Genomic DNA, 18,983 nt, shown 5'->3' on the forward strand with positions numbered 1-18,983 from the left:
GGGTACGCCCTGGCTAGGAGTGCTTCACGGCTGCAGTCGTTGGCTCTTCCTCGCCCCTTGCATGCGACAGGCAGATCGAAACCGCGTACACGGCCCCCCCAGCCAATAGCGTCGGCGCGGCAAGCAGGCCAAACACGTCTGCCGCCCGCCAACCTAGCGTGAGCAGTTCACCGCCCAGGAACGCGCCGGCGACAGCGCCGGTTCGACCGACGCCAAGAACCCATGCAACGCCCGTCGCGCGCGCCTGCGTCGGATAGACCCTGGCCGGATAAGCAGATGTAGAAGTCGCCGCGCTGGTGAGGACCATCCCACAAAGGAAAATCAGAACACCAAAGAACACCGGTGCGCTACCGACGCTCCGCCCCACGATGAATACCAGCAAGGCCGCCAACACGTATGCGAACGTTATCGTGCGGTTCGCGTCGAAACGATCCATTAACCAGCCGGTAATGACGGTGCCGATCACCCCGCCAAGCGGGAACAAGGACGTCACCAAGGCACTGCGCGACGCGTCAAAGCCCGCATCATGGAAAAGTGTCGGCATCCAGTTGACGAGCAGGTAATAGACGACCAGCGTCAAAAAATATGCAGCCCAGAGCAGCAACGTGCGCGGCAAATAGCGCCGGGACAATACTAGCGCAAGCGCCGCGCCGCGCGCGGGCTCGCCGCGCTGGCTGGCAACGAACCTGCAGTTGTCGAACTGCTGTTGCGGCGCGATCCGCTTAAGGATGCGAGCGATGCGTGCATGCGTGCCTTGGCGCACCGCAAGAAATTGGGCTGATTCCGGCATTGCGACAGCGACCAGCAACGCGATCAGGCAGGGGCCGACGCCGCCCGCGATTAACACGCTCTTCCAGCCTGCATGCGGTATGAGCCACGCCGACGCTGCGCCGCCAATGACCATTCCGCAGGAGAAACCGCAGATCATGCTGTTGACCACGACACCGCGTATGCGCTCCGGAGCGTATTCCGACGTGAGCGTTATTCCAGTCGGCATCGCGGCACCAAGCCCCAACCCCGTCAGGAAGCGGAACATAAGCAGGACACCAATGGTATGTGCCTGTGCCGCCGCGAGGCTCCAGACACCAATACAAGCAATGGACAAGACCAGCACCGTCTTGCGGCCAACGCGGTCGGCCAGCGGACCGGCGGCGAGCGCGCCAATCCCGACGCCGAGCAGCGCCGCGCTCATGACGGAGCCCAAGGCGTCACGTGCCACCCCCCAATCGCGGATCAGCGCCGGCACGATGTAGCCGATTGCCGCGTTGTCAAAACCGTCGGCGGCGAACGCGAGAAAACATAGCGTCAGTATCAACCACTGGCAGGGTGAAAATCGCTCACCATCGATAAACGACTGAACGTCGAGCGTGCGAGTAGGCTGATTCATCTAGCGTGTCTCCTGTTTCAGCTTTTCGGTGCCTGGAATCGAGACATTTTCGCCTGAATCCGAGACTAAGCGTGGTATAGGTGCAGTGAAAAACGGTCAGTGTGATCTGGCATTAAAGGCGTCAGGCGTTACCTCCCGATATTGCCATCGCCCGCGCTTCCCGGCGAACGACTTTGCCCACCGCGCTCCGTGGCAGCGATGTGACGATTCTCATATGCTTCGGCGTTTTGACGGACCCAACGCGCTCCTTGCAGAATGCGATGAGTTCATCCTCGGTGGCGATCTGGCCCTCACGGAGTTCCAGGGCGGCCTCGACGCGCTCGCCCCAGTGGTCGTCGGGTACCCCGAATACCACTACCTCAGACACCGCCGGGTGCTGGGCGATTACAGCTTCGACATCCGACGGATAGACGTTGAACCCGCCGCTGATCACCACGTCACGTATCCGGTCCTTGATGTACAGAAATCCGTCTTCATCGACGAGACCCACGTCGCCCGTGCGGAGCCAACCGTCACGGATCGCCTTCGCCGATTCTTCCGGCATATCAAGGTATCCGCTCATCAGCAGATCTCCGCGCGCACAAATCTCTCCCGGTTCATTGGGGCCGAGCCGGTTTCCCTCTTTGTCCTGGATCGTGACATCCACCAGAGGTGCGACTCGACCAACCGACGTGAGCCGCCTTTCGTCCGCCATGTCGCTCGCGCGTGCGGCGGACAGAATCAGAGGCGCTTCCGTCTGGCCGTAGGCAGTTTCGATCACTGGACCGAACACTTGTAGCGCTTCGCGCAGGCGGGCGGGTGATGCAGCTGCTCCGCCCCAAATGAGGTGGGCCAGGCGGGACAGCTCGCGCGGCCGCGCCTTCTGCTCGTCAATCAGCTTATAAAGTAGCGTCGGCGGAATCCAGGTACTCGTTACGCGCTCGCGCTGCATGAGGTCGAGGAGGTGCCCGGGCGCCGCGTTCGATGTCAGCACCACACGTCCACCTTTGGATAGCGTCGGCAGGATGAACGCCCCCGCCCCATGAGTCATCGGTGCAGCGCAAAGATAGCGATCGTTCGGTGTCAGCTCGAACGTCATCACGACCGCACTGACTAGCGCGTTGATGCATCTAAAAGACTGCAACACCCCCTTAGGCACGCCCGATGAGCCGCCTGTAAATTTGATGGCGTTGATGTCTGTAATGCTGGCACTCCATTCAGCGCGTTGCCCCCAATGCTTGCGCTCGAGTAGAGTCATGGCCCGCGCGTCGGCCGGGTATGCATCGACGACCGACACGTGGCGATCACCAGCGGTGAACTTGTCCAGATAGGCTCGATGAACGACGACCACGTCCGGTTTGGCACGGCCGATCTGCGCATCGAGTTCAGGCGGGGCGTTACGCCCATTGAGCGGCACCAGAATCGCTCCGCAGGCATGGACCGCCATCAACGCTACCAGCATCTCGACACTGTTGGGTCCCAGCAGCGCGACAGTCGGCCGTGTTTTGCCTGCCAGGTTCTGTAGCCCCGCTGCCAAAGCATCACTTCGATCAATCAATTCCTTATATGTCAGACGACAATCACCATCGACCGCCGCCACGGCATCCGGACAGACGAGCGCCGAGTGGCGCAGGAAGTTTATGGGAAACATCAGTTATCCAGATTAAATGTGTTGTGGTCCGACATCACGTGCTTCTCTGCAGTCATCCGCGCTTGCCAATGCGACGCGCCACGAAGAGGTCATGTCCAATCGGAGACGATAGAACCGCGTCGCGCTTCGCCAAAACAAATCGGCCTTCTCCTCGGCGCTCGCACTGGAGGCGATCCGCTTGACGCCATTTAGTCCGACGCCGAAGCTATAGCTTCCCTTATCGACAGGGAAATTGCTACCGTACATGCATCGGTCCGCACCGAAAGCCTCGATACACGTTTCAAACCAGGGGCGCCACGCATCGGCGAGGTCTGCTGACGACGGGGCCCGGTCCCGATCCTCGAAGCGGAAGCCGGATAACCGCATACCGAGACCACTGAGCTTGACCATTACGTTGGGGCATTTGGCAAGGTCATGGAGCGAAGCCTTCCATTCGGCGAGCACCTCCTGCTGCCTACCTGCGAAACGCTCGATGCCCAGCACTCCCCCGCAATGGTTCAGCACGATGGGCGTCTCTGGAAAGGCGCGCGCCAGCGACGTTAGTCGCGGTATCTGAGGAAAGAGCAACCAGGCATCGAAACTAAGGCCAAGCTCACCCAGATGCGCAAAACCAGCCCGAAACGGCGCGCTATCCATCATGTCTTCGGTGGTCGAATAAGCTGCCGCATTGAATAGGGCGGCGTCGCCGTCCCAAGCGAGAGACTGGCGAATGCCGCGGAATCTGCCGCCTTCCGACGCTGGGCCGCCCCCCGCTGTGATATGGCGTTCCAGCACAGGACGGACGTCGTCGCCGAGAAGCAGATCCGCGAAACCCACAATGGCCGCGCACATTCGCACATCACCATAAAGCCCGCTGGCGCTCATTGCTGCCACTCCGTTGGCAAATTCGGTCTCGCCGACCGGGCTCATCGCCGGGGAAACGTCGGCCCGATACATCGTCCGCGCCTGCACATACACTGTTCCGCGCACGTCATGACCGCATCGCAGGTCGGCAAGCATGTCATCGAATAGATATTTGAGACCCGGACGTTGATAAAGGTGATGGTGCGAGTCGACGACCGGGAGTGCGGGATCGAGTGGCGCTTCGGTTCGCGCGGCGAGCCACTCTGGCCTGATCGGATTGTGCTGAAAGGCACCATGAGTCATCGGGTCCTCCTTGTCGCCGCGCCTACCTGGCCGCTGTCACGCCGCCATCCACGACGAGTTGCGTCGCGGTGATGTATTTCGCCTCGTCGCTTGCGAGAAACACTATGGCATTCGCAATGTCCCACGCGTCGCCCATGAAACCCATAGGAATCGCGGCGTTGCGGTTGGCATTCAATTCGTCGGCGGATACGCCCAATTGCTTGGTGATCCGTGTTTTGACGGTCGGTGTGTCCATCATCCCGACCACGACTGTGTTGACCCGTATGCCCTTCTTCACGTAGGCAATGGCAGTCGAGCGGCTGAACGCCATAAGTCCAGCCTTCGAAGCCGCATAAGCGACGTGCACGCGTCCGCCGACCTGATGGCTCATGTGCGCGATGCTTGAGACGTTAACGATTGCGCCACCTTTGCCTTCAGCCTCAAACTGCCGCAGCATGATGGGAAGCACATGCTTGCAGCCGAGAAACGCCGTCTTGAGATTCAGGTCCATCTGCGCATCCCACGCGTCGACGCCGAGCGACACGGGATCACCCGGGACACTCCCTCCCACAACGTTGACCAGGATATCAACCCGACCGAACTGTTCCACGCACGCGTCGATCGCCGCCTTGACGTCATCATTGGACGTCAAATCGCATCTTTGCCACGCCCAGTTCTTGTGACCTTCCCGCTCCATGATCGCCGCAGTGTCAATCAATGCCTGCTCATTGATGTCCACACCGAACACTTTGGCGCCCTGCCGAGCCATCAGCACCGCCGTGGCCCTGCCGTTGCCCCACCCCTCACCCAATGAACCCGCGCCTGCGACGAAAGCCACTTTACCAGTCAGATCCAGCATGTCTCGTATCCTCGTTTTTGAGTCGGTAAGCGATCAGGGCGGCAATTGTTAAGAACGTGTCACCCTTGTCCGCGAACTCGTGGGCCCGTGCGGTCGTGGCTCAGGTAATGAGCCCAATCTCGCGGGCCTTGATTTGCAAGGCGACGTAATGTGAGTAAATGCGTGCCTGCGATAGGCCGCTGCCGAGAAACCATAGCCCCTTTTGCGCCGTGGGCCTGTACATGTTGTTGAGTTCGCCGTCCTTCGCGATTCCCCAAATGGGACCGACTATCTCGGCAACCGCGGCACCCAACAATTCCCTCACCACGTGCTGCTGGCTTTGATAGCCCGTGGCGGTCACCAACAGGTCCGCCTTCTCCACGCGCCCGTCCTTCATCAGCGCACCGTCCTCGACAAAGCGTTCGATGTCCTCGAAGTGCAGCAGGCCGACCTGCCCATTGACAATCAATTCCGAGCAGCCGCAGTTCAGATAGTAGCCACCGTGCGTACGGCGCACCTTCATCATGTACCCGGTTCCGTCCTCGCAAAAATCTAGCTTGAAGCCCCGTGCGCGCAGACCGTCGAGCAGCACCTTGTCCAATTCCTGCTGCCGCTTCGTCACAGCCTGCGCATTTCGCACCGCAATGGGGTAGGTAGCGGACAATGCCAGCAGGTCGCAATCCTCAATAGGCAAGCCGTCATCGTAGTAGGTGGTATAGGTAACGCATGCGGCGTCAAGGCTCGTGACTGCGATCGGACCACGCTGGATTAGCTTGACGTTTGCGCCGTGGCCATGCAGGTCCTGCGCGATGTCGTGGCCGCTCGTGCCTGCGCCGAGCACCAGCGCATTCCTTCCGCGCCAGGGTGCCCCGTCCTTGTAGTCGTGCGTGTGCAGGACCTCGCCCTTGAAGTCCTCGAGCCCTGCCAGCCTAGGCCGCTTGGGCGCACCAACGATGCCATTAGCGAACACGATATGCCTTGGCCGAAGCACACGCTCGGACCCGTCGGCGCGACGCACCGTCGCATGCCAGTGGCCAGCTGCCTCATCATATTCCCCGCCCACAAACGCCGTGCTTGTCCAGACATTGCACTCCATCGCCCATGCGTAGTTCTCGATCCAATTGGCCAGCATGTCCTTCGCAAGGTACTTCGGCCAGGTTGGTGGAAACGGCATGTATGCCATGTGGTTCAGCGCCACCTGATTATGCAGCGCTAACGAGTGATACCGCTGGCGCCACACGTCTCCCACCCGAGGCAGCTTCTCCACGCATAGCGCGTCCACACCAATCATCCGAAGCCGAGCCGCTGTGGACAAGCCCGTCTGGCCAGCGCCAATGATCAATACGGCAGGCTCGCGATCTTCGAACGCTTGCTCCTTCGCACGACGCTCCGCCCAGTTCTGGCTGCCGAACTGGCGAGAGTATTCCGCGCCCGATGGACGCCGCTCCCCCACCGCCGGCTCATGGCCCTTCAGCTCCTGCAGCGACGTCATGAAAATCCAGGCCCTCTCGGGCTCGCATTCCAAGAGCCGCACGACGCCACTACCACGGCCGTCGGCTGTCTCGAAATTAAAAATAGCCTCAGTCACTGGAATCCCGATACGCTTGACGCGACGCGGCGGCGTACGATTTTCCGCAATCTCGAACCGATGCGCCTGGATTTTGTGCTGTCTGCTTATGAGCTCGTTAACGATGCTCTCGCGCCCCTGATGCGGTGTAATGCTCCAAGTGAACGCCAGCAAATCACGCCAGTGGCATTCGTCGGCAAAAAGCTGACCCAGGGCGTCGCGGTTCAGCGACTTCAGCGCCTGCTCGAGACGAGACAGCCACCTTTGAACCAGATGCGCCTCACTATGCACACTCTCAGCGCTGCTGGAGATAGAGATAACTTCTTCCATAACGTTCGTTCCTTGTTTGTGCCTGGCAAAGCAACCTTTCGAGGTTTGCCCGTGTGAACAAATTCTAGTAGCGGTGTTAGCCATCGGCTACCCGCGGACGCGGTTAGGAGTCTTGCTCCGGCCGCAAAAATCGTCGGCCCGCGCGCATCTACCGCGGTACGACGCCAACCCGACTTTTTCTGTCTGGCGCAAATGAGCTTTGCTTAAGACACGCTGGATGCGCCTCCAGTCACACGTCTATTCTTTTTCTACAACCATGCGTGGCACGGCGTTCCCGCTACCTTCACGTCCTGCGGCATGAACTGACCGCGATACCTTCCAAAGCGGGCGGCAACCCCAACTGCGACCGCGGTATTCGCTCCATCAATAGCTAGCCCGCCGGCGCACCCGGCGTAAGGAGGCGATGTGCACTATGACCAGGACCAACTCGACGGCACTTTCGATGACCCGCGCGTGCCGGAACGTCTGCGCCTGACGGCCCCGACGTCATTTGAAGCCGCCGCCCGGTTCTGGCGCGTCGCTATCGGCGACGAGCATCTTTCACCTAGAATGAAGGAGCTCGTGCTGCTTGCGCTGCATGCATCGGCGACGGCGCTGAATGAAAAGGCTATCAGGCGGCACGTCGAACGGGCCAGAGTGGCCGGCGCATCGGAGCACGACGTGATTGACGTCCTGTTGTCCATCGTCGGCTTGAGCAACCATGCGCTTTACTTCGCCGTGCCGATCCTCCTCGAGGAGCTGCGAGCGACGCGTGGGCCGGATGCCGCCGAGCTACCATCTACGCGCTCCGATATCGAAGAAATACGAGAGGACTTCGTGAAGACGCGCGGATTCTGGAACGAACAGCGCGATACCATCGCGCGGCTGCTTCCGGATTACTTCAAGGCGCTGTCGGGACTATCGACTGAACCGTGGAAGCATGGTTCGCTGACACCCAAAGAGCGAGAATTGATCTACATTGCCATCGACTCTTCCGTTACTCATATGTATGGAACGGGCCTTGCGCTTCACATACGCCATGCGCTGCAGCACGGCGCTACACGAGAAGAGATCCTGACGATCTTTCAATTGGGCGCGCTAACGGGCCTCGAAACCTTCATCCTGGGTTCGGAAGCCTTATTCGGCAGAAATTGACGGACCGCGTGGCGACCGACGACCGACGACCAGTCGCTGCGTTGCACGGTGTGGTGTCGTTGCCGGTGGCGTCTGCGCCGGGTTTGTCTATAAAAGACACCGGCGCAACCCCGACCACCCGGAGCCGGAATCTCCAGATTTTTTACGCGCAGCGATGGTCATTCCACCCACGCGACGACGTCGTCGATCGGTGCCCGCGAGGTGCGGAACCTGTTGGCGACGTGCTCCTTGTCTTCGAATCCGAAGGAGATGCCGCAGATGATGCGATTCTCGGCGCCAATATCGAGGTGCTTGCGCAAGAGATCAGGCCATGAGGCCAGTGCGGCTTGTGCGATTGCACTGACGCCTACTGCGGTGGCTGCCAACATGAAGTTGGACACCCAGGCGCCGCAATCCATGACCCCGTGAGTGCCGAGGAAACCGTCACTGCATACGACCGCGAGGTGCGGAGCACCAAATAACCGGAAGTTCTCTCTCCCCTGTCGCGCCGCGGCTTCGCGATCGCCTTTCCGCACGCCGGTGGCTTGATAAAGGGCCCAGCCGCATTCTCGCCTGCGCGTCTGATGAACGCCGCGATACTCGCGCGGCCAATCGAGTTCGGGCGACGGAGCGATGTTCGCTGAGGCGCGGGCCATCAGATCGCTACGGAGACTCTCGAGCGGCTCGCCGCTCACCATGTGGACCTGCCAGGGTTGGGCATTACACCAGGATGCAGTGCGTTGCGCCGTCGCCAGAATTTGCCGGATGACATCTCGCGATACTGGCTGCGGCAGAAAGGCTCGGCAGCTGTGTCGCCGCCGCAGCAATCCGTCGAGGCAAGTAAAATCTGCTGTGACTGTATTGGTGCAAACGGAAACCATCTTTTCTTCCTCCTTTCCAGTGCCGCTGCAGCGGCGTTAATGAACGGATAAGAACGATGCGTGTAGGCGTCGGCAGCACACAATGTCTGGACTCACATGTCGGACGTGCGGCGGCTCGCCGTTTGCGCGGCGCGCACGCCGATCGACTCAATTCCGCCCTGAGCTAGTTGTCCCGGTTGATGGGCCTGGCCCGTCTGCGCGGCAGCGCTCAGTCGTCTTTGAATCACCGCTCGCCGCAACCCGAAGCAGATTTGACTCAGCAGCAACAAGGCGCAAAGCGTGATCAGCACGGCGCTAATCGGGTGTTCGACGAAGATCATCATGTCGCCGCGTGACAGCAGCAGTGCCCGGCGGAAATTCTCTTCGAATGGTCGCCCGAGCACGAAGCCGAGCAGGATTGGCGCGACGGGAAAGTCGAGTGCAAGAAGGACCGCGCCGACTACGCCGAAGAAGAGTGCCTCGCCAACATCGAAAAGCGAATTATTCGTGGAGTACACCCCGATGGCGATAAAGCCCATCGCCAACGGCAAAAGGTAGCGGTAAGGCACCTTCAGCATTCTGACCCAGACGCCGATCATCGGTAGGTTCATGATCATCAGCAACACATTGCCGATCCAGAAGCTTGCGATCAAGCCCCAGAAGATGTCCGGGTGTTCCCTGATCATTTGGGGACCCGGCTGAATACCTTGAATCAGCAGCGCGCCAAGAATGAGCGCCATCACCGCGTCGCCGGGAATGCCGAGACTCATCGTCGGGATGAAATCGACCTGCGTCTTGGAATGGGACGCAGCTTCCGGCGCTGCAACGCCCTCGAGTGCCCCATGGCCGAAGCGTCCGGGCTTGCGAGATACCTTCCGCTCGAATGCATACGCTACGAACGACGCTACCGTCGGACCGGTCCCGGGCATTGCGCCGAAGAGCGTGCCGACCAACGTTCCGCGAATCGTCGGCCAGAAAGCCTGCTTGATCTCCGTCTTGCTCGGCAGCATATCCTTGAAGCCTACGTCCATCGTCTTGTTGCTCGACGTGACCGCGTGCATGCGGTTGATACTGACGAGAAAATCAGCCACACCGAAAAGGCCAAGTGCTAGCGCGACGAGTTCGATCTTGTCAGAGAGTTCCAGAAATCCAAACGTGAACCGTTGCACGCCGCTAGTAACGTCCGTGCCGACGATGCCGAGCAGCAATCCCAACGTCGTCATGGCGACGCCCTTGAGCGGCGAGCCGCGAGCCATCGTGGAGCCCGCCAGAAGGCCGAGCAGCATGACCGAGAAGATTTCCGCGGGTCCGAAATCGAAGGCGATTCGTACCAGCAGCGGCGAGGCGATGATCATCACGACGATGCCGAACGATGCGGCGAAGAACGATGCAAACATCGCGACGCCCAGCGCCGTTCCTCCTTTTCCAGCCTTGGCCATCGGGTACCCGTCGAGGCAGGTTACCGCATGCGGCGGGTGCGATGGCAGGTTTAACAGGATCGCACCTATGGCGCCGCCATACATCGACCCGTAGAAGATGCCGGCTAGCATCAGGACCGCGGGTACCGGATGCATCGAATAGGTAATCGGCAGGAGCATCGAGATGGCCGTCAGTGCGCCGAGCCCCGGTAAAACGCCTATCAGGTTGCCTATTAGAACACCGACGAACGACCACCAGATGTTGTGAGGTTGCAGCGCAATCTCGAAGCCATACCAGAGGTTTGTGAGCGAATCGGTCAGCATGGCTCAGGCACCTCCCCACGTAAACAGCGGAAAGGACATTCGCAGCGCGCCCCATATCACGACGATCGCAAACACCAGCATGATCGCCATCAGCAGCAAGCCGTCCTTCAGCTTATTGTCGCGGTCACCCATCGCGGCGATAAAAACGACCGCTGCGCAGGCGGCCAGCAAGCCACCATAACGGCCCAGAATGACGAAAGCGATCAACGCACCAACGATGCACGCCCACCCTCGCCACTCTGGGGGCAACGTCTCGGACTTGACCACACCCGCACGCGCACGCTCGAGCCAAGCAGCAACGGCAATGGCTGTGCCGGCAAACATCAACAAGACCCCCAACGCGACCGGGAAAAAGCCCGGCCCCATCTGCCGGAGCGTTCCGATACTGTATGTCGCGCCCATGCCAGCTGCGCTCGCACCAATCAGTATCATCAAGCCGCCACCCAGATAGTCCTTCGGTAGCGAAACCAATGGATTCGGCATTCGTCCCTTCTCCAATTGCCAGACAGCTTCCGAAGCCGTGTTCGCTGCGCACCACCTCGACCATACAGGCAGCTCGCGAACAGGACTCAGTCGTGCCTTGTCTCCGATATTTACTATATGAACTCTGGTAGCCAGATGATGGTGCGAGAGTAGTGTATGCCTCACTCCAAGCCCGATCTATGTGCCCAGCCGTTAAGCAGTTTTGCGCGCGGCGGCAAGACACTCGGCCCGCCTGCCGTACCGGCTCATTTTTGCGAGCGCGAGCAAGCAGCTTCGCACACTGGTGCGTTGACTTCGCTGCCGACACACCCCTAAGCTCGTCCGAGCTACCGGAGAAATCATGACCAACAAAACTGCTGTTGTCACAGGCGGCGCGTCCGGGATCGGGCGACGTACTGTCGAACGCCTGATTGCCCACGACTGGACCGTCTGGTCCCTGGACGTTTGTGAACATGCACCGGATCAGCATGCGTCATTGCAGACTTCGCAAAACCGACTGCGTCACCTCCAATGCGACGTGGCCGACGTCGAGAGCGTCCGGTCCGCATTCGATGCCGTCCGCCGCCAGACGGCGAAACTCGACGCCTTGATCTGTTCCGCAGGCGTGATTCGCGTCGGAGCGCTCGAGGAGCACACGCCAGAAGATGTAGATCTGCTGCTCGGCGTGAACGTCAAGGGTCCGTGGTTGACAGTGCGCGAAGCGCTTCCGCTTTTGCGTGAGCGCTCGAGTGTTGTCCATCCTGCGCGCGTGGTGATGGTCGGCTCCTGTGCAGGCATCCGACCCAAGCCCGGCTCGGGTTTCTACGCAGCGACGAAGGCGGCGCTCCATTTGCTCACCGGTGTACTCGCCGTCGAGTTGGGGCCCTCGGGCGTTGTCGTCAACGCCGTAGCGCCCGGAACCGTGGCAACGCCGATGCTGAACGGCGCGGCCAAAACCGATGTCACTTCGCTGTACAAGCCGACGGGTGTATCGCCGCTCGGCCGCATCGCCGAACCGGACGACATCGCCGATGTCATCCTGTTCTTCCTGAGCGATGCGGCCCGGTACGTCAACGGGACAGTGCTCCCTGTTGACGGCGGAACCCGTGCAGCCTTCTATCCAGGCAATACCGCCATGCAGCCGGTGGCAGACGCGTCTCTCGATGGGACTCCACAATGACAGGACCCGCCATGAAAGCGATACTTGCAACCTCCGCCGGTGCACAGCCCGGCGACACCCCCGTGCCGCGCCCTGAGCCCGACCAGATCCTTGTGCGTGTAGGCGCGGCAAGTCTGAATCGGGCCGATCTTTCAGGCGTGGCTGCAAAAGATGGCAAGGTGATTGGCATGGAGTGGGCCGGCGAAATCGCCGGGGTCGGAAGTGCCGTGACCGAATGGAGACCAGGCGACCGCGTGATGTGCACAGGAACCGGTGCATACGCGGAATACGCCGTTACGGATCGGGGCCGCGCGATGCGTATTCCGGACGGCATCGCGTTCGAGGAGGCAACGGTCCTGATGCTCGCCTGCCAGACCATGCACAATGCGATCGTCACGGCAGGCCGCATGCAGCGCGGCGAGACACTCATGATCCACGGCGCCAGCTCGGGTGTCGGACTCATGGGCATGCAGATCGGGAAGCTACTCGGAGCAGGCGCCGTGATCGGCACTTCGACGAACAGCGCAAGGCGTAGCCGGCTCCAGGAATTCGGCGCGGACTATGCGCTGGATGCCTCCGCGCCCGAATGGGTAGAAAGAATCCTTGACGCGACTGCCGGAAAGGGCGTGGATGTCATCGTGGACCAGGTGAGCGGACCGGCCTTCAACCAGACCATGAAGACCTGCGCCAAGCTCGGTCGCATCGTCAATGTCGGCCGGCTCGGAGGCAGTGAGGGTGTCGTAGATTTCAATTGGCACGCGCTGCGTCGCATCTCGTACACTGGAGTCACTTTCCGTACGCGATCAGTAGATGAGATTCGCGACCTCACGGCACTGATGGCACGCGACCTGTCGGCCGCCATTGCCGAGCGCAAATTGCGGCTGCCGATCGATCGCGTGTTCCCCCTCGAACAGGCCGCCGCGGCCCTTGACCGAATGAGTTCGAACGCCCATTTTGGCAAGATCGTCCTGTCCGTCCCGGCCTGACTCCTGTCTGCGTTACCCAGGCACGAACTCTAAAAAAAATGCCGTTCAGCGCTTTTGCTGAACGGCATGACAGGCTGCGATGACGGTCGCGATTCGCGATATTACTCCACCGTAAGGCGGCGATAGATTTCCTCTTCGATCTCGATCCAACCACGCGCACGCCCTTCGGCCAGGCGCGCGTCGGTCGCGCTTCCCGGCACCCTCACGGGACCGCCGCCCTCGATGGGACGGGAGCTTTCGATGGAGGAACGCAAGACGCCGATGCGCTGCTTGAATTCGTCGACCGGCATCAAGAGTTCAGGGTTGATCGTAATGAACAGATAGCCCCACTTACCCGCCTCGCCAATGATGGGATCGCTGCCTGCGAGAATGCCAAGCGCCTGCACGACCAGCGAGACGCTATAACCGCGCGCACCGCCCCATCCCAGAATTGCACCAGCGAGCGCCGCTGCGGGGTCCGTGGTCCGCCGTCCTTGCGGGTCGACAGCGCAGTCCGACGGAAGCGGCTTGCCGAGCTGCCCGTGGTAAATGACGTCGCCCCACATCAGCTGCGAGGTGGCGAAGTCGATCACGAGTGGCGAGCGCTCGCCGGGAAATGCAAACGCGATCGGATTCGTCCCGAGCAAACTGTCGGCGCCGCCATGTGGCGCGACTCGAGCCGTCGAGTTCGCGGCGTGGATCGCGATGAAGCCCTCGTTTGCGGCAGGCTCGACGTAATAGCGAAGCAGTCCGGAGAACCAGCTGTTGTTCACGCCCACAATGCCCACGCCGCTCGCCTTCGCAAGTGCCATAGCCTTCTTCATCGCTATGACAGATGTGACGTAGCCGTTGACATTCGCCCCGTCGATCAGCGCGGAATTATCCGTCTCCTTGACCGTCCGGATTGTGCCGCCGGTTCCGGTCTTGCGCAGCCGTTCGGCCATGGGAATGAGCCTAGGCAGGCCGGCGTACGCATGTCCGGCAAGCATTGCGTAAATGAGGTGATCGGCGACCATTCGCGAGTGTTCCTCGGACATGCCGCGTCGCACGAGGAAGGCGACCGCCACGCCATGGGCATCGGAGGTATTGATCTTCACTGGGTTCTCCATCGGGACAGGTTAGTGAGGCGTGAAATGGATGCTGGCAAGAAAGTCGCGCCATTGCGTCGTTTCCGTTTCGATCTCGTGCGCAAACAGCTGCGGGTTGGACTGGGGTATGAAACCGGAGAAAGTCGATTCGATACGATCTTTCATATCCGGTGCCGTCGAGACGGCGTGAATGTCTGCGGCGATGCGGTCGAGTACGCGTGGCGGCGTGCCCTTTGGCGCGAACACTCCATTCCAGAGGACCGGGTAAAACCCTTTGTACCCCGCTTCACGCACTGTCTGGACGTTCGGCAACTCGGGGAAGCGTTCTTCGCCGAACGCCGCGATAGGGTAAATGCTGCCGTCGGCGATATGCCCCTTCAGCGCCGCAGGTGTGTTCTCGAGCACCTGCACCTCGTTACGAATCAACGCAAGGATGATGGGTAGCGTGCCGTTGTAGTTCACTTCGGAATACTTCACACCGAGTCCCCTGAGAACAAAGCCCGCGCTCATATTGAAAGCGGTGCCCGGCCCTGTGCCACCGTAGAAGATTCCGCCAGGCACCGACTCACTGAGCGTGACAAGTTCGTGGAGATTTTTCGCCTTGGCATACGTAACGGCATTCGTAGCCAGCACCATCTTGAACTTAAGGTACTTGAGCACGGGCGCGAGCTCGACCTGGGGATCGAAATGTACGTTCGCATTGGTCAGCTTGGCCATGGTGGTGCTGAGGCTCCCGATCAGCAGCGTGTGACCGTCAGGCTTCGAACGCATGACATAGGCAACGCCGATCATCGTGCTCGCGCCCGGCATGTTCTGCACAATTACGGGCTGTTTCCACAGCGCCGAAAGCTTCGGCGCGACCATCCGTGCCCAAAGGTCTCCCGTGTTACCGGGCTCATAGGGAACGATCAACGTCACCTGCCTACCTGGAAACTCGTCCGCCGCCGCGAGACCCGGTGCAAGTCCGCCGGCCAGCAAACCAGCGAGCGCGAGGCACGCGTCACGGCGGTTCATGCGCGAAAAACCCATGAATGTCTCCGTCTGTATTTGGAATGTTCGTCCCGCACTGGGCCGGGATCTGCATGCGGTCCGGATGGATCCGCGCTACTGCCAGCCGCGTCAACTGCCCGTCTTCGTCTCCAGATAGTCCGGATCCTCCAGTTCCGGTGCAACGCCGCTTGGCAGGCCTAACTCGAACGTGTTAAGCGTGAACGATGCGAGGCAGTAATAGCCCAGAATCGCGACAAGCTCCGCCATTCCGCGCTCGCCGAGCTGCTCAATGCCGCGCGCGTATAGCTGCTCAGGCACCCGGCTCGTCGAGAGGAGCGTCGACGAGACGTCGTAGACCGCACGCATGCGGTCTTCGCTGATGGCCGGCACGCGACGCGCCGCGATGGCCTCGACAACTTGCGCGTCGAGACCCGATTTCAGCGCTATTGCCTTATGTGCGTTCCATTGCACGTGTGCAGTCCAATGCCGGGCGCATACAAGAATGGCGAGCTCGCTGAGCTGCGGCTCGAGCGTTGTCTGATAGCGAAGCAGCTCGCCTAGCTTCTGCACCCGTCTTGCGAGGTCCGGGTTTCGCAACCAGGCAATCATTGGCGCAGGCACCTTTCCGCGCGGCCCGCTGATCACTTCCGCACAAACAGCTGCCTGTTCAGAGGTCATGGCATCTTCAGATGGCATTTCCAGTCGTGGCATAAAGTTGCTCCTTTCGATTGACTACCAAGCGGCTGCTATACGGCCCAGCGGAATCAGCCCGTTGCGCGCGGCCACCAGTTCTTCACCACCAGCAGCGCCACGGTGCTTCCTCAGTGGCGCTCCCCCTGCGGCGTAGGCGTCCTGCCAACCACTTCGCTGTTCGCGCCTGATCGCCCGCACGGATATAGCGAATTCTAGGAACTGGCCGAGTGCTTGCATACGCAGTTAAGTGACAAGGATTTTTGCCCGTGAAGCAAAGACCTCGTCGCCTCGTTCCTCGATGGCGCGCACCACGGGTCATGTTTATCGGCGCTCGAGCAACGGAGCCCCACGAGATCGGTCGATCCACGGCGACCGTCCTACGCCTGGCCCGCTCTTCCCGATCACGCGTCAATCCGGCAACGAGTGGTGGAAGGCGATGGTGACCGTTAAGAGGACTGAGCCAGAAGCTCAGAGCGGAGCGCAAACGGTTCGAGCAAGTGGCCAGATGGTCATCGGCGCCACACGCGCGTGCTGCTGCAGATTTCGATGTTCTCTACCAACCGTCGCGTCGAGAGGATCCGGACCGGCAATCCGGGTGGCTGATATCGTCCGCGCAGACACGTTGGAATCTCAGTCGCAGTCGCGCTTGACCGATTCGCCGGATGAGAATTGCACCTTCCAAATTTGCGAGTTGGTTCCTGTCCTTTGATCTCTTACGCTGTATCAACGACACAACTCCGAGCTCGCGATCGAAAGACGCCAAGCAAACCTCATTTGCTGGCCGCGCTCGCGCGTCACGTAACAAACCCCGAATACTCACCACCACTGGGTTTACCCTGGGAGACATCCGAACTATGAGCAAGATCAAGAACCGCATCGATCAGACCTACGACGAGCTAGAGCTAGGGCAACTCTTCCGTTCCGGGGGACGGACTGTGACGGAGACGGACGTGGTGAATTTCTGTGCCCTGACCGGCAATTGGATCGAGATACACTCCAACGTCCAGTACGCATCAAAAACTCGCTTCGGTAAGCGACTAGTACAAGGGTCGCTCACGTATGCGATCGTAACCGGCCTGATCCAGTTTGGCCTCGGGATCCAGGCGAACTACGGCATCGACAACATGCGCTTCCTTGCGCCAGTGTTCATCGGGGACACCATTTATGCCGCGTGCGAAGTCATCGGCAAGAAGGAAAAGGATGCGAAGTACGGCGTAATCAAGTTCCTCATGAAAGCGATCAATCAGGACGGAATTGTCGTGCAGAAGGGAGAGTGGAGTCTCCTGATGCTCCGTCAACGAGAGGAGCTCGACGCGCTCATCAATCTCTCGCTGCCTGAACTGAAAGACTGAGAGGCGCGCATGACACCCAAGCCACAAGCCGCTATTGTCGGGATGGGAGATGCCTACGCGTCCGTGCGCGAGCGTAAGGATCCTCTGCAACTTGCGGTCGAAGCCACATACAAAGCGCTTGCAGATGCAGGTATAGGTAAGGACCAGATCGACGCGGTGTTTACCGGCCGCTCGCCTTGGGCCGACAAGCGCTCGCAGTGGAGCAACATCTTTTGCTCGCACATGCAGATGCCCGTGACAATCAATAGCGAAATCACCATGCATGGTGCAGGCCTGAACGCAACAGTTGCGATGGCCTCACAGATGATCGCTGCCGGCCGTGCTCAATACGTGCTGTGTCTGCAAAGCGATGCGACGGAACTCTTCGTAGATGCGGTCGCGATGGGCGCCGAAGCGGATGCTGATCCGCAATTCGAGATTCCATACGGTCCGACGATCCCTTCCCTCTATGCGCAGGCTGCCTGCCGCTACTTTCACGAATTCGGTATAACGGAAGAGGATCTGGCCGACGTCTCTATTGCCAATCAGAAATGGGCCGTGCATCACCCGCATGCCGCAAAGGCCCGGTTCGGCGAGATCGATCGCGACAAAGTGTTGGCATCGCCTTATGTGGCGACACCTTTGCGGCGTTGGATGTGTTCTACCTGGGGCGGGGGCACGGGCGGTGCCCTGGTGGTCACCTCTGTGGAAAACGCAAAAATAGCGCGCGATGCGGTGTATGTGATGGGCTATGGCTCAGCCACCACGCACGAGTACCTAGGTGATCGCGTAAACATGCCGCGCTGTCGATACGAAGCGCTCGGGCCTTTCCCGAACCTCACCTATACAGCCACGGCCGAAGCTGCGCGGCAGGCATACCAGATGTCGCAGCTTGCCCCGGCGGACATCGACATGGCGCAGATCTCGGTCAACTTCGCGCACATGGGCCCGATCATCATGGAAGACCTCGGCTTCGCTACGAAGGGACAAGGAATCAGCCTCTATCGTGAGGGCCGCACCGGCATTGACGGCGACTTGCCAACCGACACAAATGGAGGCTGGCTGTCCTTCGGTCAGCCTGGCATCTCCTGCAATATGGACAGCTATATCGAGGCAATCCGTCAGTTGCGCGGTCAAGCACTCGGGCGTGCCGCAAACAAGCGCCCGCGTACCGTGCTAGTCCAGGGATCGGGTGGCATGCTCGCAGCCGGAAGCGTAACCATCCTCTCGTCCAACACCTGAACGGCCCGCGAACAAGGAGCATAGCGTGAGCACCGAAACGCATTCCCCCAACGGTTGGCCTCAACCGTATCGCCTGCTCGATGCGCAGCCCTATTGGGAAGCGCTACAAGAAGAGCAACTCAAGTACCAGCGCTGCGCGGGCTGCGATCAGGCGGTTTGGCCTGCGCATTCGCATTGCCCGCATTGCGGATCGCGCTCGCTCGAATGGAAGCATTCAAGCGGCCGTGGAACGCTTTACTCGTTTAGTACGATCATGCGAGGTCCAACACAGCTGTGGACCTCCATAGTCCCCTATACGGTCGGATTTGTACAAATGGAAGAAGGCTATTTTCTGTTCACGCAAATCGATGCGACTGCAGAGGAAATGGCGGTAGGAAAAGGCGTCGAGGTGAAGTTCATTAGGCGCGGCGAGCAAACGCTGCCTATTTTTTCACTGATGCGCTAACTGGCGAGTGCGGCAT

General features: G+C 60.2%; 17 protein-coding genes. 6 read left to right on the forward strand and 11 right to left on the reverse strand.

All coding sequences use genetic code 11. The annotated features are described in order from the left end of the window. Positions 1 to 13: 13 nt before the first annotated feature. From F6X42_RS04620 to F6X42_RS04640, 5 genes are all read right to left on the reverse strand, one after another. Positions 14 to 1,387, reverse strand: coding sequence for an MFS transporter (locus tag F6X42_RS04620; RefSeq protein ID WP_187633080.1), 1,374 nt, complete (start codon positions 1,385 to 1,387; stop codon positions 14 to 16). A 121-nt stretch (positions 1,388 to 1,508) separates the two neighbouring features. After that, positions 1,509 to 3,017, reverse strand: a complete 1,509-nt coding sequence (locus F6X42_RS04625; protein ID WP_187633081.1) for a class I adenylate-forming enzyme family protein — start codon at positions 3,015 to 3,017, stop codon at positions 1,509 to 1,511. Between the two features lie 12 nt (positions 3,018 to 3,029). Further along, a complete protein-coding gene (locus F6X42_RS04630; protein WP_184057084.1) occupies positions 3,030 to 4,163 on the reverse strand; it encodes an amidohydrolase family protein in 1,134 nt (377 codons plus the stop codon). A 22-nt stretch (positions 4,164 to 4,185) separates the two neighbouring features. Next, a complete protein-coding gene (locus F6X42_RS04635; protein ID WP_184057087.1) occupies positions 4,186 to 5,001 on the reverse strand; it encodes an SDR family NAD(P)-dependent oxidoreductase in 816 nt (271 codons plus the stop codon). A gap of 100 nt (positions 5,002 to 5,101) precedes the next feature. After that, the gene (locus F6X42_RS04640) at positions 5,102 to 6,877 is read right to left on the reverse strand and encodes a flavin-containing monooxygenase (protein ID WP_187633082.1); all 1,776 of its coding nucleotides are present in this window, start codon (positions 6,875 to 6,877) and stop codon (positions 5,102 to 5,104) included. 405 nt (positions 6,878 to 7,282) lie between these two features. Here F6X42_RS04640 and F6X42_RS04645 point away from each other — a divergent pair, with 405 nt between their 5' ends. Continuing rightward, positions 7,283 to 8,011 (forward strand): carboxymuconolactone decarboxylase family protein, encoded by a 729-nt coding sequence (locus tag F6X42_RS04645; protein WP_184057091.1) that lies wholly within the window; start codon positions 7,283 to 7,285, stop codon positions 8,009 to 8,011. 158 nt (positions 8,012 to 8,169) lie between these two features. Here F6X42_RS04645 and F6X42_RS04650 read toward each other — a convergent pair whose 3' ends face one another. From F6X42_RS04650 to F6X42_RS04660, 3 genes are all read right to left on the reverse strand, one after another. Continuing rightward, on the reverse strand, positions 8,170 to 8,871 hold the full coding sequence (locus tag F6X42_RS04650) for a nitroreductase (protein WP_187633083.1): 702 nt from the start codon (positions 8,869 to 8,871) through the stop codon (positions 8,170 to 8,172). A gap of 92 nt (positions 8,872 to 8,963) precedes the next feature. Beyond that, complete coding sequence (locus F6X42_RS04655; protein ID WP_187633084.1) at positions 8,964 to 10,592, reverse strand: tripartite tricarboxylate transporter permease; 1,629 nt, start codon at positions 10,590 to 10,592, stop codon at positions 8,964 to 8,966. 3 nt (positions 10,593 to 10,595) lie between these two features. Beyond that, positions 10,596 to 11,075 carry a tripartite tricarboxylate transporter TctB family protein gene (locus F6X42_RS04660; protein ID WP_187633085.1) on the reverse strand — a complete coding sequence of 160 codons (480 nt, stop codon included), beginning with the start codon at positions 11,073 to 11,075 and terminating at the stop codon, positions 10,596 to 10,598. A gap of 340 nt (positions 11,076 to 11,415) precedes the next feature. Here F6X42_RS04660 and F6X42_RS04665 point away from each other — a divergent pair, with 340 nt between their 5' ends. Both F6X42_RS04665 and F6X42_RS04670 read left to right on the forward strand, forming a co-directional pair. After that, entirely contained in the window at positions 11,416 to 12,234 is an 819-nt protein-coding gene (locus F6X42_RS04665; protein ID WP_187633086.1) for an SDR family NAD(P)-dependent oxidoreductase, read from the forward strand. Positions 12,235 to 12,245: 11 nt separating this feature from the next. Continuing rightward, positions 12,246 to 13,199 (forward strand): zinc-binding dehydrogenase, encoded by a 954-nt coding sequence (locus F6X42_RS04670; RefSeq protein WP_187633087.1) that lies wholly within the window; start codon positions 12,246 to 12,248, stop codon positions 13,197 to 13,199. A 101-nt stretch (positions 13,200 to 13,300) separates the two neighbouring features. Here the strand turns inward: F6X42_RS04670 and F6X42_RS04675 are convergent, their stop codons facing one another. The 3 genes from F6X42_RS04675 to F6X42_RS04685 form a co-directional block, all read right to left on the reverse strand. Continuing rightward, entirely contained in the window at positions 13,301 to 14,287 is a 987-nt protein-coding gene (locus F6X42_RS04675) for an Ldh family oxidoreductase (RefSeq protein ID WP_281393944.1), read from the reverse strand. Positions 14,288 to 14,296: 9 nt separating this feature from the next. Continuing rightward, positions 14,297 to 15,295 carry a Bug family tripartite tricarboxylate transporter substrate binding protein gene (locus F6X42_RS04680; RefSeq protein ID WP_187633089.1) on the reverse strand — a complete coding sequence of 333 codons (999 nt, stop codon included), beginning with the start codon at positions 15,293 to 15,295 and terminating at the stop codon, positions 14,297 to 14,299. Positions 15,296 to 15,385: 90 nt separating this feature from the next. Further along, positions 15,386 to 15,967, reverse strand: coding sequence for a carboxymuconolactone decarboxylase family protein (locus tag F6X42_RS04685; protein ID WP_187633090.1), 582 nt, complete (start codon positions 15,965 to 15,967; stop codon positions 15,386 to 15,388). Between the two features lie 836 nt (positions 15,968 to 16,803). Between F6X42_RS04685 and F6X42_RS04690 the strand changes: the two genes are divergently transcribed. Genes F6X42_RS04690 through F6X42_RS04700 form a run of 3 tightly spaced genes read left to right on the forward strand, consistent with a single transcriptional unit; the run spans position 16,804 to position 18,967 of the window. Beyond that, entirely contained in the window at positions 16,804 to 17,301 is a 498-nt protein-coding gene (locus F6X42_RS04690; RefSeq protein WP_187633091.1) for a MaoC family dehydratase, read from the forward strand. 9 nt (positions 17,302 to 17,310) lie between these two features. Further along, positions 17,311 to 18,522, forward strand: a complete 1,212-nt coding sequence (locus F6X42_RS04695; protein WP_184057110.1) for a thiolase family protein — start codon at positions 17,311 to 17,313, stop codon at positions 18,520 to 18,522. Between the two features lie 25 nt (positions 18,523 to 18,547). Then, complete coding sequence (locus F6X42_RS04700) at positions 18,548 to 18,967, forward strand: Zn-ribbon domain-containing OB-fold protein (RefSeq protein WP_187633092.1); 420 nt, start codon at positions 18,548 to 18,550, stop codon at positions 18,965 to 18,967. Positions 18,968 to 18,983 lie beyond the last annotated feature (16 nt).

This window comes from Paraburkholderia podalyriae (genome assembly GCF_014397785.1).
GTDB classification, from domain to species: Bacteria; Pseudomonadota; Gammaproteobacteria; order Burkholderiales; family Burkholderiaceae; genus Paraburkholderia; species Paraburkholderia podalyriae.